At 59.4% G+C, this 13,268-nt stretch carries 13 protein-coding genes; 10 read left to right on the forward strand and 3 right to left on the reverse strand.

From position 1 onward, the window contains the following. Positions 1-173: 173 nt before the first annotated feature. Positions 174-941, forward strand: coding sequence for a GntR family transcriptional regulator (locus tag HYI44_RS21835; protein ID WP_122837454.1), 768 nt, complete (start codon positions 174-176; stop codon positions 939-941). A gap of 130 nt (positions 942-1,071) precedes the next feature. Here HYI44_RS21835 and smpB read toward each other — a convergent pair whose 3' ends face one another. Next, the gene (gene smpB / locus HYI44_RS21840; RefSeq protein WP_028623113.1) at positions 1,072-1,554 is read right to left on the reverse strand and encodes an SsrA-binding protein SmpB; all 483 of its coding nucleotides are present in this window, start codon (positions 1,552-1,554) and stop codon (positions 1,072-1,074) included. Between the two features lie 118 nt (positions 1,555-1,672). Between smpB and HYI44_RS21845 the strand changes: the two genes are divergently transcribed. The 3 genes from HYI44_RS21845 to HYI44_RS21855 are packed head-to-tail and all read left to right on the forward strand — an operon-like array spanning position 1,673 to position 3,825. Continuing rightward, positions 1,673-3,076: a sodium-dependent transporter gene (locus tag HYI44_RS21845; RefSeq protein WP_225570524.1), complete on the forward strand. Its 1,404-nt coding sequence runs from the start codon at positions 1,673-1,675 to the stop codon at positions 3,074-3,076. 7 nt (positions 3,077-3,083) lie between these two features. Then, on the forward strand, positions 3,084-3,518 hold the full coding sequence (locus HYI44_RS21850; RefSeq protein WP_045060059.1) for a type II toxin-antitoxin system RatA family toxin: 435 nt from the start codon (positions 3,084-3,086) through the stop codon (positions 3,516-3,518). Further along, on the forward strand, positions 3,511-3,825 hold the full coding sequence (locus HYI44_RS21855) for an RnfH family protein (protein WP_225570525.1): 315 nt from the start codon (positions 3,511-3,513) through the stop codon (positions 3,823-3,825). The genes HYI44_RS21850 and HYI44_RS21855 overlap by 8 nt, the downstream gene beginning before the upstream one ends. A gap of 59 nt (positions 3,826-3,884) precedes the next feature. Here the strand turns inward: HYI44_RS21855 and HYI44_RS21860 are convergent, their stop codons facing one another. Further along, positions 3,885-4,412 (reverse strand): outer membrane protein assembly factor BamE, encoded by a 528-nt coding sequence (locus HYI44_RS21860; protein WP_045060057.1) that lies wholly within the window; start codon positions 4,410-4,412, stop codon positions 3,885-3,887. 97 nt (positions 4,413-4,509) lie between these two features. On the opposite strand from HYI44_RS21860, the gene fur reads away from it, so the two are divergent. Further along, the gene (gene fur / locus HYI44_RS21865; protein ID WP_045060056.1) at positions 4,510-4,914 is read left to right on the forward strand and encodes a ferric iron uptake transcriptional regulator; all 405 of its coding nucleotides are present in this window, start codon (positions 4,510-4,512) and stop codon (positions 4,912-4,914) included. A gap of 180 nt (positions 4,915-5,094) precedes the next feature. Here the strand turns inward: fur and recN are convergent, their stop codons facing one another. Further along, the gene (gene recN / locus HYI44_RS21870) at positions 5,095-6,768 is read right to left on the reverse strand and encodes a DNA repair protein RecN (RefSeq protein ID WP_122837457.1); all 1,674 of its coding nucleotides are present in this window, start codon (positions 6,766-6,768) and stop codon (positions 5,095-5,097) included. 240 nt (positions 6,769-7,008) lie between these two features. Here recN and grpE point away from each other — a divergent pair, with 240 nt between their 5' ends. The 5 genes from grpE to carA all read left to right on the forward strand — a co-directional run bounded on the left by grpE (position 7,009) and on the right by carA (position 13,199). Beyond that, on the forward strand, positions 7,009-7,548 hold the full coding sequence (gene grpE, locus HYI44_RS21875) for a nucleotide exchange factor GrpE (RefSeq protein ID WP_225570526.1): 540 nt from the start codon (positions 7,009-7,011) through the stop codon (positions 7,546-7,548). Positions 7,549-7,650: 102 nt separating this feature from the next. Continuing rightward, entirely contained in the window at positions 7,651-9,567 is a 1,917-nt protein-coding gene (gene dnaK, locus HYI44_RS21880; RefSeq protein WP_122837459.1) for a molecular chaperone DnaK, read from the forward strand. Positions 9,568-9,865: 298 nt separating this feature from the next. Beyond that, positions 9,866-10,990, forward strand: coding sequence for a molecular chaperone DnaJ (dnaJ, locus tag HYI44_RS21885; RefSeq protein ID WP_045060052.1), 1,125 nt, complete (start codon positions 9,866-9,868; stop codon positions 10,988-10,990). A 10-nt stretch (positions 10,991-11,000) separates the two neighbouring features. Continuing rightward, positions 11,001-11,804, forward strand: coding sequence for a 4-hydroxy-tetrahydrodipicolinate reductase (gene dapB / locus HYI44_RS21890; protein ID WP_122837460.1), 804 nt, complete (start codon positions 11,001-11,003; stop codon positions 11,802-11,804). Positions 11,805-12,062: 258 nt separating this feature from the next. Further along, positions 12,063-13,199, forward strand: a complete 1,137-nt coding sequence (gene carA, locus HYI44_RS21895; protein ID WP_045060050.1) for a glutamine-hydrolyzing carbamoyl-phosphate synthase small subunit — start codon at positions 12,063-12,065, stop codon at positions 13,197-13,199. Positions 13,200-13,268: the final 69 nt, after the last annotated feature.

Raw genomic sequence — 13,268 nt, forward strand, 5'->3', positions numbered from 1 at the left:
GGTAAAAGCCTTCTGGGGGGTGTGTCAATTTGCCTCCCGCAAACTTTCGTCTTAGGTGCGCCTGGCGGATCGATTTTTTGTTCGACTTAACAGTGTCTGGCAGGTGCCTGCGCAACGCCGATAGGCCAGAATAGAGAGCCCGGCGAGTGGTCGGGATCGTGGAGAAATGAGTCATGGGGTTTGATCAGATTCGGCAGCGCCGTTTGTCTGACGATATTGTCGAGCAGCTCGAGGGGATGATTCTCGAGGGCACGCTCAAGGCCGGTGAGCGCTTGCCTGCCGAGCGTGCGCTGGCCGAGCAGTTCGGCGTTTCGCGGCCGTCGTTACGCGAAGCGATCCAGAAACTGGCGGCCAAGGGCTTGCTGGTCAGTCGTCAGGGCGGTGGCAACTATGTGGTCGAATCCCTGGGCACGACGTTCAGCGATCCGTTGCTGCATCTGCTCGAAAGCAATCCCGAGGCCCAGCGCGATTTGCTCGAGTTTCGCCACACCCTGGAAGCGTCATGCGCCTATTACGCGGCGCTGCGCGCTACCGATGTGGATCGCGAGCGATTGACTGCGGCATTTAATCAGCTGCAGGACTGCTACACGCGACACGATGAAATCAGTCGCGCGGAGGAGGGCGCCGCGGATGCGAAATTTCACCTGGCGATTGCCGAAGCCAGCCACAACGCCGTGTTGTTGCACACGATTCGCGGGCTGTTCGATCTGCTCAAGCGCAATGTCGTGACTAACATCGGCGGGATGTACAAGCAGCGCACGGAAACCCGCGACATGCTGATCACTCAGCACCGGGAGCTGTACCTGGCGATTATCGAGGGGCGTGCCGAGCAGGCGCGAGAAGTGTCCAGCAGGCATATCCTGTATGTGCAGGAGGTGCTGGAGGAGGTGCGTCAGGAAGTGCAGCGCGTGGCTCGGGCGGAGCGGCGCAAGGGGATGTAGTCAGTAAGATTTGTAGGGTTTTCGAGATTGCATTCGCGGGCAAGCCCGCTCCCACAGTGGTTTTGTGTCGTTCACAAATCCAGTGTGGGAGCGGGCTTGCCCGCGAAAGCGGATTCAAGCAAAAAGAAAATTAATCTTCCTTGCCCTTGTTCCGCACCGCACGCTGCAGCTCACGACCGGCGTCGCGCTCGCGTTCAGTGTCGCGCTTGTCGTATTCCTTCTTGCCCTTGCCCAGAGCGATCTCGCACTTGACCATGTGCTTGCTCCAGTACCAGGACAGGCATACGCAGGCGTAACCCTTCTGCTGCACGGCGGCGGCCAGCTTTTCCAGCTCGCGCCGATTCAGCAGCAACTTGCGCGTGCGGGTCGGGTCAGCAATGACATGGGTGCTTGCGGTCATCAGTGGCGTGATATGGCTGCCAAGCAGCCAGGCTTCGCCATCCTTGAGCAGTACATAACTGTCAACCAGTTGTAGCTTGCTCGCCCGCAAACTCTTTACTTCCCAGCCGGCCAGGACCAGACCAGCCTCGAACCGATGTTCGATGAAGTAATCGTGTCGCGCCTTTTTATTTTGCGCGATGGTCCCTGTGGGGTGTTTCTTCTGTTTAGCCATAGGGGCGGCATTATAGGGAGTTGCAAGCGAGTCGGCTACGGTATCGCTACGTGCTTGAGCAGGTTGATTGAATCCCGGACAATGCGCGCTCTTTTTTGAACGCTTGGGCGTGATAACGATGTCGACAGACAAGGTTTCTGTCCACGGCAGTTGGGCTAGCCGCTGGGTCTTCATACTCGCCGCGACCGGTTCGGCCGTGGGCCTGGGTAGTATCTGGAAATTCCCCTACATGGTCGGCGTCTATGGCGGCGGCGCCTTTGTGCTGATGTTCCTGGCCTGCATCGCGCTGATCGGGGTGCCGGTCATGCTGGCCGAAACCCTGATCGGACGCCGTGCGCGGCAAAGCCCGGCGAATGCCTTGAAGGTGCTGGCCATCGAGGCCGGGCATTCGGGCAAGTGGTCCTGGGGCGCCTTCGCCGGCATGATCACGGCGTTGCTGATCCTGTCTTTCTACAGTGTGGTGGGCGGCTGGTCGCTGGATTACATCATCGACATGGGGCGTGGCGATTTCCAGGGCGCGACACCTGATCAGGTCGGCTCGTATTTCGGTAATGTCATTGCCGACCCCTGGCGCCTGACACTTTGGCACACAATATTCATGCTGCTGTCGGCCGTGGTGATCGCCAAGGGCGTCGTCGCCGGGCTCGAGCGCAGCCTGCGGATCATGATGCCACTGCTGTTCGTGATGATCCTGGTGTTGCTGGGTTACAGCATGACCACGGGCCACTTCATGGAAGGCGTGCATTTCATGTTCGACTTCCATCCGGAAAAAGTCCTTGATGGCCTGCTGCCCGCCATGGGCCATGCGTTCTTCTCCCTCAGTGTCGGCGTTGGTTCGATCATGATCTACGGCGCCTACATGCCGAAGGATTCGTCGATTTCCGGCACGGTTGTCGGCGTGGCCCTGCTGGATACCTTCGTGTCCCTGGTCGCCGGACTTGCCCTGTTCCCGATCGTGTTCGCGGCCGGCCTGAACCCGAGCGAAGGTCCAGGGCTGATGTTTGTCAGCCTGCCTTTCGCCTTCGGTAACGTAGCCTTCGGCCAACTGATGGGCGTAGTGTTCTTCGTGCTGGTGGCCGTTGCGGCCTGGAGTTCGGCGATTTCCCTGCTCGAACCGATGGTGGCCTACCTGGTTGAACGCACCAAGGTCAGCCGCGCCTGGGTCACGTTCTGGCTGGCGTTCACTTGCTGGTTCGTGGGGCTGGGCACGGTGTTTTCCTTCAATATCTGGAAGCAAGCCAAGTTTTTCGTGAACGAAGGCGGGCTGTTTCACCTCTATCAATGGGGTGCGGCCGGGGGATTGGACTTCTTCGGCGTGATCGATTTCTTCACCTCGCGAATCATGTTGCCCCTTGGCGGGTTATGTTTCGTGGTGTTTGCAGGCTGGGTGATGGGCCGTGAAGCGGTGCGCGACGAATTGTCGATCCGCAGCCCGGCACTGTTCGCCCTGTCCCTGTTTTTGATGCGCTATGTGGCGCCCATCGGCATTCTTGTAGTGTTTGCCGCCCAGCTGTGGAAGTGACGCTGACATGACGACACATATTCAACGTTCGGCCCTGCTGCCGTATCCGGCGCAAGCGCTGTATGACCTGGTCAACGACGTGGCGCGCTATCCGGAATTCCTGCCCTGGTGTTCGTCTGCCGAGGTCCTGGAGAGTTCTGCCGAGCATATGCGCGCCAGTGTCGGCGTGGCGAAGGGGGGCCTCAGCCAGCATTTCGTGACGCGCAATACGCTGGTGCCCGGCCAGTCCATCGAGATGAACCTGGAAGAAGGTCCGTTCAATCAGCTGCATGGCGTCTGGGTGTTCAAGGCGTTGGGCGAGAAGGCCTGCAAGATCAGCCTCGATCTGTCGTTTGATTACGCCGGCCCGATCGTTCGCGCGACCTTGGGGCCGCTGTTCAACCAGGCCGCCAATACCCTGGTGGATGCGTTCTGCCAGCGTGCCAAGCAAATGCATGGTTGAGGTCATGATCGACGTTGAGGTGGTGTACGCCGCCGTTGATCGCCAGCTGTTGTTGGCGGTGAGCGTGCCACCGGGGCTGACCGTGCGCGAGGTTTTGCGGCGCTCCGGGGTTGGCGAGACGTTTCCCGAGCTTAATCTTGACGAGTGCCCGCTTGGGATCTTCGGCAAGGTGGTGGCCGATCCGCAAAGCCGGCTGGCCCAGGCCGGTGACCGGATCGAGATTTACCGGCCATTGCTGGCGGACCCCAAGGAGGTTCGGCGGCTGCGCGCAGCAAAAGCGGCTGAAGCCAGGGCGCGTAATCAGTAATCGCTGAACTGCAGACAATAAAAAACCCGGCATGCCGGGTTTTTTTAATGCGTCGCAAATTATTGCGGCGAAGTGTCCAGGGGCTCCGGAGTCGGGACCGGAACGGTTTCTACGCCATCCACGTCCTTCTGGATCTGGTCCAGCAACGAGCCTGGCTTGACCGGTTTTTCCGGTTTCGGCTTCTCGACGTTCTCTGCAGGTGCGGTCACATTAGTGCCGCCATCCTGGCCGAGAATGGCTTCGTCACGGCTGACTCCCGGCATGAAATCACCGGAAAGGCTGACAAGCTGGTCATTTGGGTTGAAGATAACGCTAATGCGTTCCTGTTGGCGTTCACCGCCACCGGGTTGCAGGCTGTACAGGTAATCCCAGCGATCGGCATGGAACGTGTCAGTCAGCAGGGGGTTGCCCATGATAAACCGTACTTGCCGACGGGTCATTCCCGGGCGTAACTGGTCTATCATGTCCTGCGTGACGACATTGCCCTGCTGGATGTCGATTTTGTAAACCCCGGGGAATGAACAACCGGCGAGTGCGAGCAGTCCCACAAAGGTGAAACTGGTTAGCAAGAGCTTGGTGTTTTGCATCGGTGGGCGACTTCCACTATCTTGGCTGGGACAACGTAAACGCCGATCATACCCGCATTAAGAGAAGCTGCGAAGCAGCATCGCGAGAAAGCTGACCATGGTTGAAAATAGCGAACTACGCAAAGCCGGCCTCAAAGTGACCCTTCCGCGGGTCAAAATTCTGCAAATGCTCGATTCCGCCGAGCAACGCCACATGAGTGCCGAGGACGTCTACAAGGCGCTGATGGAGGCTGGTGAGGACGTCGGTCTGGCCACGGTTTACCGTGTACTGACCCAGTTCGAGGCAGCTGGCCTTGTGGTGCGGCACAACTTCGACGGAGGCCATGCGGTCTTCGAGCTGGACGACGGTAAGCATCACGACCATATGGTCGACGTCGAAACCAGCGAAGTGATCGAATTCTTCGACGAAGAAATCGAGCGTCTGCAGAAAGCCATCGTCGACAAGTATGGCTTTGAGATGGTTGATCACAATCTTGTGCTGTACGTACGCAAGAAAAAGTAAGCATGTCGCGTGAACCTTCGGTTCGCGAAACGAGCGAAGGCGACCCCAGGGTCGCCTTCGTGCTTTGTGCTGCTTGTATGGGTTTGCAAACGGTTCCTGTAGGAGCTGCTGCAGGCTGCGATCAAGATCAAGATCAAAAGATCGCAGCCTGCGGCAGCTCCTACGGGGGGGGGGGGGGGCTTAGATTTTTGCGGTGACGACCATTTTCTTGGCGTGAGCCAGGGATTCCTTGGTGAGATCGATGCCGCCCAGCATGCGCGCCACTTCTTCCACCCGGTCATTCTTGCTGAGCTTGGACACGGCGGTACGCGTCGCGTCCTCCCCGCGCACTTTATGCACAAATAGATGTTGATGACCTTGGGCGGCCACCTGCGGCAAGTGGGTCACCGTCAGCACCTGCCCACGTTCGCCGAGGCGGCGCAGCAACTGGCCGACAATTTCTGCGGTGGGGCCACCGATTCCCACGTCCACTTCGTCGAATACCAGGGTTGGCACCCGAGAGGTCTGGGCGGTGATCACCTGAATGGCCAGGCTGATTCGCGACAACTCGCCACCCGACGCCACTTTTGCCAGGGCTTTGAGTGGCTGGCCGGGGTTGGCGCTGACCAGCAATTCGACCTGCTCCAGCCCGTTAGGCAGCAGTTCATCACTGGCGTTGGGGCGCAATTCGATACTGAAGCGTCCGCCGGGCATGCCCAGGCGCTGGATTTCCTGTTCCACCGCGCTGGCCAGGCTGCCTGCTGCCTGGTGGCGCAGGTCGCTGAGGTCGCGGGCCTTCTCGTGATAATGGCGGGCGTAAGACGCCAGCTCATCACTCAAGCGCTCGATGGATTCGTCGTTGGCATTGAGTGTCTCGATTTCATCCAGCAGTTTCTGCTGCATTTCCGCGACTTCGGTCGGCTGGATGCGGTGCTTGCGTGCCATGGTGTAGATCGCATCCAGGCGTTCCTCCAGGTACTGCAGGCGTGCGGGGTCGGCATCGAAGTTGTCGAGGAAACGATTTAGCTCGCCAACGGCTTCTTCGACCTGGATCTGTGCGCTGGTCAGCAGGCTGCTGGCTTCGCCCAGGGCGCCGATGGAGTTGTTCACGCTCGACAGTCGATTGAGGCTGGCCGTCAGGGCGTTCAAGACATTTCCCGAATCACTTTCGCTGCATTGCTCGACCACTTGGCGGCAAATGCCCAGCAGTGTCTCGGCATTGGTCAGGTTCTTGTGCTCCTGCTCCAGCTGTTCCAGCTCGTTTTCGCCAAGGCCCAGGTTTTCCAGTTCTTCGAGCTGGTAGCTGAGCAGTTGATGGCGGGCACGCTGTTCGTCGCCGGAGTTGGAGAGGCGGTCCAGTTCGTGGCGGGTCTGGCGCCAGCGCTGGGCGGCCAGTTGAACATGGCGGGCCAGGTCGGTTGCGCCGGCATACTCGTCCAGCAGGCGGCGGTGGGTGTCGGTTTTCAGCAGGGACTGGTGTTCGTGCTGGCTGTGGATGTCGATCAGCAGTTCGCCCAGGGACTTGAGGTCGCCAAGGGGGCAGGGGGTGCCATTGATGTAGCCGCGGGAACGGCCCTCGGCGGTGATCACCCGGCGCAGGATGCATGGCCCATCGCTGTCGAGGTCGCGCTCGGCCAGCCAGGCGCTGGCTTCAGGGATGTCGACGAGGTCGAAGGTGGCCAGGATGTCGGCCTTGTCTGCGCCTGGTCGCACCACGCCGCTGTCGGCGCGATCGCCCAGGGTCAGGCCCAGGGCGTCGAGCATGATCGACTTGCCGGCGCCGGTTTCCCCTGTGATCACGCTCATCCCGCGATCAAGTTCCAGATCGAGATGTTCAACGATGGCGTAGTTATGTACAGACAGGTGCACCAGCATAAGGGCCGCTCCCAGGTGTTAGGTCTGGTTATTTATACAGTGTTTTCATTCTGGCTGACAATGCCCTCGCTTAGCTCGATTCGCTTGATCCGACGAAACCCTTAGTGCTGGGTGGAATCACAATGCAGCTCTTTTTTGTAGGGTTAATCCGCTCGGCCCCTTGAAGCTGATTTTTGCGGCCCCATATAGCTGGGCAGAAGCGCGAGTTGAGCTCGCGGACGTAATTGAAAGGAGAAATCTATGGCTGACGAACAGACAGTGGATACGCAAAATCCAGACGCCAATCAGGCGCCCCGTGTACAAGTGCTCGAAGAGCAACTGGCAGGCGCTCAGGATCAGGCTTTGCGTGTAGCCGCCGATCTGCAGAACGTCCGCCGTCGCGCCGAGCAGGATGTAGAAAAGGCTCACAAATTTGCGCTGGAAAAATTCGCCGGCGACCTGCTGCCGATCATCGACAGCCTGGAGCGTGGCCTGGAGTTGTCCAACCCGGATGACGAAAGCATCCGCCCAATGCGTGAAGGCATCGAGCTGACCCTGAAAATGTTCCAGGACACCCTGAAGCGTTATCAGCTGGAAGCGATCGACCCGCATGGCGAACCGTTCAACGCCGTTCTTCACCAGGCAATGGCCATGCAGGAAAGCGCCGACGTTGAGCCAAACAGCGTGCTCAAGGTGTTCCAGAAGGGCTATCAGCTCAATGGTCGCCTGCTGCGTCCGGCCATGGTCGTGGTCAGCAAGGCCCCTGCGCCAGTTTCGCCTTCTATTGACGAGCAGGCTTGAAATTAGCCGCAAGGCCCCCATTTAGAAGTCAAGCGTTTAAGTGCTACCGCAGTTAGCCACCACTGCTGCGGCAACCAAATCCAAAGTTTCGGGAGAATTAAAATGGGCAAAATTATCGGTATCGACCTGGGGACTACCAACTCCTGCGTCTCCGTGATGGAAAACGGCAAGGCCAAAGTTATCGAAAACGCTGAAGGCGCGCGTACCACGCCGTCGATCATCGCTTACGCCAACGATGGCGAAATCCTGGTTGGCCAGTCGGCCAAGCGTCAGGCAGTGACCAATCCGCATAACACCCTGTACGCGGTGAAGCGTCTGATCGGTCGCAAGTTCGACGAAGAAGTCGTACAGAAAGACATCAAGATGGTCCCTTACAAAATCGCCAAGGCTGACAACGGCGACGCATGGGTAGAAGTGAACGGCCAGAAAATGTCGCCGCCACAAATCTCGGCTGAAATTCTGAAGAAAATGAAGAAGACCGCCGAAGACTACCTCGGCGAGCCAGTGACCGAAGCGGTGATCACCGTTCCGGCCTACTTCAACGACAGCCAGCGTCAAGCGACCAAAGACGCCGGCCGCATCGCGGGCCTGGACGTTAAACGTATCATCAACGAACCAACCGCAGCTGCTCTGGCTTACGGTATGGACAAGGCCAAGGGCGATCACACCGTGATCGTTTACGACCTGGGCGGCGGTACTTTTGACGTTTCCGTGATCGAAATCGCTGAGGTTGATGGCGAGCACCAGTTCGAAGTACTGGCTACCAACGGTGACACGTTCCTGGGCGGTGAAGACTTTGACATTCGTCTGATCGACTACCTCGTCGACGAATTCAAGAAAGAAAGCGGCATGAACCTCAAGGGTGACCCGCTGGCGATGCAGCGCCTGAAAGAAGCCGCTGAAAAAGCCAAGATCGAACTGTCTTCGAGCAATTCGACCGACGTGAACCTGCCGTACATCACTGCAGACGCTACCGGTCCTAAGCACTTGAACGTGAAAATCTCCCGCGCCAAGCTGGAAGCGCTGGTTGAAGACCTGGTTCAACGCACCATCGAACCATGCCGCATCGCTCTGAAAGACTCCGGTATCGACGTTGGCGCTATCAACGACGTGATCCTGGTGGGCGGTCAGACCCGTATGCCACTGGTTCAGAAGCTGGTAACCGAGTTCTTCGGTAAAGAAGCTCGTAAAGACGTGAACCCGGACGAAGCCGTTGCCATGGGTGCTGCTATCCAGGGCGCAGTATTGGCCGGTGACGTGAAAGACGTTCTGCTGCTCGACGTCAGCCCGCTGACCCTGGGTATCGAAACCATGGGTGGCGTGATGACTGCGCTGATCGAGAAAAACACCACGATTCCTACCAAGAAATCGCAAGTGTTCTCGACTGCCGACGACAACCAGGGCGCTGTGACCATTCACGTGCTGCAAGGTGAGCGTAAGCAAGCCGCGCAGAACAAGTCTTTGGGCAAGTTCGACCTGGCCGAGATTCCACCAGCACCACGTGGCGTGCCACAAATTGAAGTGACCTTCGACATCGACGCCAACGGCATTCTGCACGTAGGCGCCAAGGACAAGGCCACTGGCAAGACTCAGTCGATCGTGATCAAGGCCAACTCCGGTCTGTCCGAGGAAGAGATTCAGCAGATGATTCGCGATGCTGAAACCAACGCCGACGAAGATCGCAAGTTCGAAGAGCTGGCTGCTGCCCGTAACCAGGGTGATGCGCTGGTGCACTCGACTCGCAAAATGATCGCTGATGCTGGCGACAAGGTGAGCGCTGAAGAGAAGACTGCAATCGAAGCGGCTGTAGTAGCCCTGGAAGCCGCTGTCAAAGGCGACGACAAGGCTGCGATCGAAGCCAAGGTTGAAGAGCTGTCGAAAGTCTCCGCTCCAGTGGCGCAGAAGATGTACGCCGAACAGGCCCAGCCTGCTGATGGCGCTGCACCGCAGGACGAAAAGGCTGAGAAGGCCGATGACGTCGTCGACGCTGAGTTCGAAGAAGTCAAAGACAACAAGTAAGTTGTTGGTCGCCCGGTTGACTGCCTTCAGGCGGTGACTGGTAGGATGTCGCCGCGCGGGAGCCTGCTCCCGCGTTGGCGTGTCTGGAGTACGAGAATTTTTTGCAGCATGCGACTGCGTTCGTATGTTGCTGGTATGGCCGGGAATGCTCCTGCTTTTCGCGCCGCAAGTACCGCAATGAATCAAAGACCAGGATCGTTGAATTGACGTGAGTTGGGTCCGGGCCTGTATTGGGGCTCAACGAGTTTGGCAAGGCTCAGGAGAGGTTTGCCGGACGTCCTCAAGAGTGCAAAGACTTATGGCAAAGCGTGACTATTACGAAGTGTTGGGTGTTGAGCGTGGCTCAAGCGAAGCAGACCTGAAGAAGGCCTACCGCCGCCTGGCAATGAAGCATCACCCGGACCGTAATCCCGATGACAAAGCGTCGGAAGAGATGTTCAAGGAGGCCAACGAGGCCTACGAGGTGCTGTCCGATTCGAGCAAGCGCGCCGCTTACGACCAGTACGGTCATGCCGGCGTCGACCCGAGCATGGGCGGTGGTGGGCCAGGTTTCGGTGGTCAGAATTTCTCCGACATCTTTGGCGATGTGTTCAGCGATTTCTTCGGTGGCGGTCGCGGCGGTGCTCGTGGCGGCGCCCAGCGCGGCAGCGACCTGCGCTACACGCTGGAGCTGAACCTGGAAGAGGCGGTGCGCGGTACTACCGTGAATATTCGCGTTCCGACATTGGTCAACTGCAAGCCGTGCGATGGCTCGGGTGCCAAGAAGGGCTCGGCGCCTGTTACCTGCCCGACCTGTGGCGGCATCGGCCAGGTTCGCATGCAGCAAGGCTTCTTCTCGGTACAGCAAACCTGCCCGCGCTGCCATGGCCAGGGCAAGATCATTTCCGACCCGTGCGATTCCTGCAACGGTGACGGTCGTATCGAAGAGTACAAGACCCTGTCGGTGAAAGTGCCGGCCGGTGTTGATACCGGTGATCGCATCCGCCTGTCCGGCGAAGGCGAGGCGGGCGCCCAGGGCGGCCCGACTGGCGACCTCTATGTGGTGATCAACGTGCGTGAGCACGCGATCTTCCAGCGCGACGGCAAGCATCTGTTCTGTGAAGTGCCGATCAGCTTCGTCGATGCGGCGCTGGGTGGCGAGCTGGAGATTCCGACCCTGGATGGTCGAGTCAAGCTGAAGATCCCCGAGGGCACCCAGACCGGCAAGCAGTTCCGTGTCCGTGGCAAAGGCGTTGCGCCGGTGCGCGGTGGCGGTGCCGGCGACCTGATGTGCCGGGTGGCGGTCGAAACCCCGGTAAACCTGGGTCGTCGTCAGCGCGAATTGCTGGAAGAGTTCCGCAGCTCGCTGGCGGACGATAACAGCCATTCGCCGAAAACCACCGGCTGGTTCGAAGGCGTGAAGCGCTTCTTCGGCGATTTGTAAGGAGACGGGCATGCGACGTATTGCAGTGATGGGCGCCGCCGGGCGCATGGGTAAAACCCTGATTGAAGCCGTGCAGCTAACCCCGGGCGCCGGCCTGACGGCGGCTGTGGATCGTCCCGACAGCACGCTGGTCGGTGCGGATGCCGGTGAGCTGGCGGCGCTGGGTCGCATTGGCGTTCCGCTGTCTGGTGACCTGGCTCGGGTGGCCGACGAGTTCGACGTGCTGATCGACTTCACTCACCCGACAGTGACCCTGAAGAACCTCGCCTTCTGCCGCAAGCACGGCAAGGCGATGATCATCGGCACAACGGGTTTCAGTGTCGAAGAGAAGCAGCTGCTGGCCGAGGCGGGCAAGGACATTCCAATTGTCTTCGCTGCCAACTTCAGCGTCGGCGTCAACCTGTGCCTGAAACTGCTCGATACGGCAGCGCGGGTGCTGGGTGATGATGTCGATATCGAAATCACCGAGGCTCACCATCGGCATAAAGTCGATGCGCCGTCAGGCACTGCCGTGCGCATGGGCGAGGTGATTGCCGATGCCCTCGGCCGTGATCTGAAGAAGGTTGCGGTGTACGGTCGTGAGGGGCAGACCGGCGCTCGCGAGCGCGAGACCATCGGTTTTGCCACCGTGCGTGCCGGCGACATCGTTGGCGATCACACGGTGCTGTTCGCCGCCGACGGTGAGCGCGTCGAGATCACTCACAAGGCCTCCAGCCGCATGACCTTCGCCAAGGGTGCGGTGCGTGCCGCATTGTGGCTGGACGGGCGTGAGCCTGGTCTGTACGACATGCAAGACGTGCTCGACCTGCGTTAAGATGCACCGGAAATCGGGCTCGCGCGCAGCGTTTGAGCCCGGTTTTACTCCGCCAAGCGACGACCTGTCGCATTCTCCGGCCTTTAAGGCTCATTGGCGGTAGACCAAAAAGGCCTTTTTCTGTAAGCTACAGCTTTAGTGTGTTCACTAAAAGCGCGCAGAATAATTCAGTGAATGAGCGGGGTGACGTGTCCATACGTCACTCCGCTTTTTTACACCTGCGATCGCCCTTTCAGGCTTTATTTACGGGAGGTCTTCTTGACTAAGCCAGCCATACTCGCCCTTGCTGATGGCAGCATTTTTCGCGGCGAAGCAATTGGAGCCGACGGTCAAACCGTTGGTGAGGTGGTGTTCAATACCGCCATGACCGGCTATCAGGAAATCCTTACCGATCCTTCCTACGCCCAACAGATCGTTACCCTGACTTACCCGCACATCGGCAACACCGGCACCACGCCGGAAGACGCCGAGTCCGACCGCGTCTGGTCCGCTGGCCTGGTCATCCGTGACCTGCCACTGGTTGCGAGCAACTGGCGCAACACGATGTCCCTGTCCGATTACCTGAAAGCCAACAACGTCGTGGCCATCGCCGGTATCGACACCCGTCGCCTGACCCGCATCCTGCGTGAGAAAGGTGCACAGAACGGCTGCATCATGGCCGGCGACAACATCTCCGAAGAAGCCGCCATCGCCGCCGCCCAGGGTTTCCCGGGCCTCAAGGGCATGGACCTGGCGAAAGTCGTCAGCACCAAAGAGCAGTACGAGTGGCGCTCGACGGTCTGGGATCTGAAAACCGACAGCCACGCGACCATCGACGCTTCTGAGCTGCCGTACCACGTGGTCGCCTACGACTACGGCGTAAAACTGAACATCCTGCGCATGCTGGTCGAGCGCGGTTGCCGCGTCACCGTGGTTCCGGCCCAGACGCCAGCGGCCGACGTGCTGGCGATGAAACCCGATGGCGTGTTCCTGTCCAACGGCCCGGGTGATCCGGAGCCATGCGACTACGCGATCCAGGCGATCAAGGACGTACTGGAAACCGAGATCCCGGTATTCGGTATCTGCCTCGGTCACCAGCTGCTGGCCCTGGCCTCCGGCGCCAAGACCCTGAAGATGGGCCACGGCCACCACGGTGCCAACCACCCGGTGCAGGACCTGGACAGCGGTGTAGTCATGATCACCAGCCAGAACCACGGTTTTGCGGTGGACGAAGCGACCCTGCCGGCCAACGTGCGCGCGATCCACAAATCGCTGTTCGACGGCACCCTGCAAGGCATCGAGCGTACCGACAAGAGCGCCTTCAGCTTCCAGGGTCACCCGGAAGCCAGCCCTGGCCCGAACGACGTAGCGCCATTGTTCGATCGCTTCATCAACGAGATGGCCAAGCGACGCTGATCGCTCGCCCTGATGCAGCAAAGCTTGAGGGCGGCCCCCATCGGCGGCCCCCTCAAGGCTTCACAGATT

The organism is Pseudomonas sp. Y24-6, assembly GCF_020295325.1.
Classification (GTDB): domain Bacteria; phylum Pseudomonadota; class Gammaproteobacteria; order Pseudomonadales; family Pseudomonadaceae; genus Aquipseudomonas; species Aquipseudomonas gregormendelii.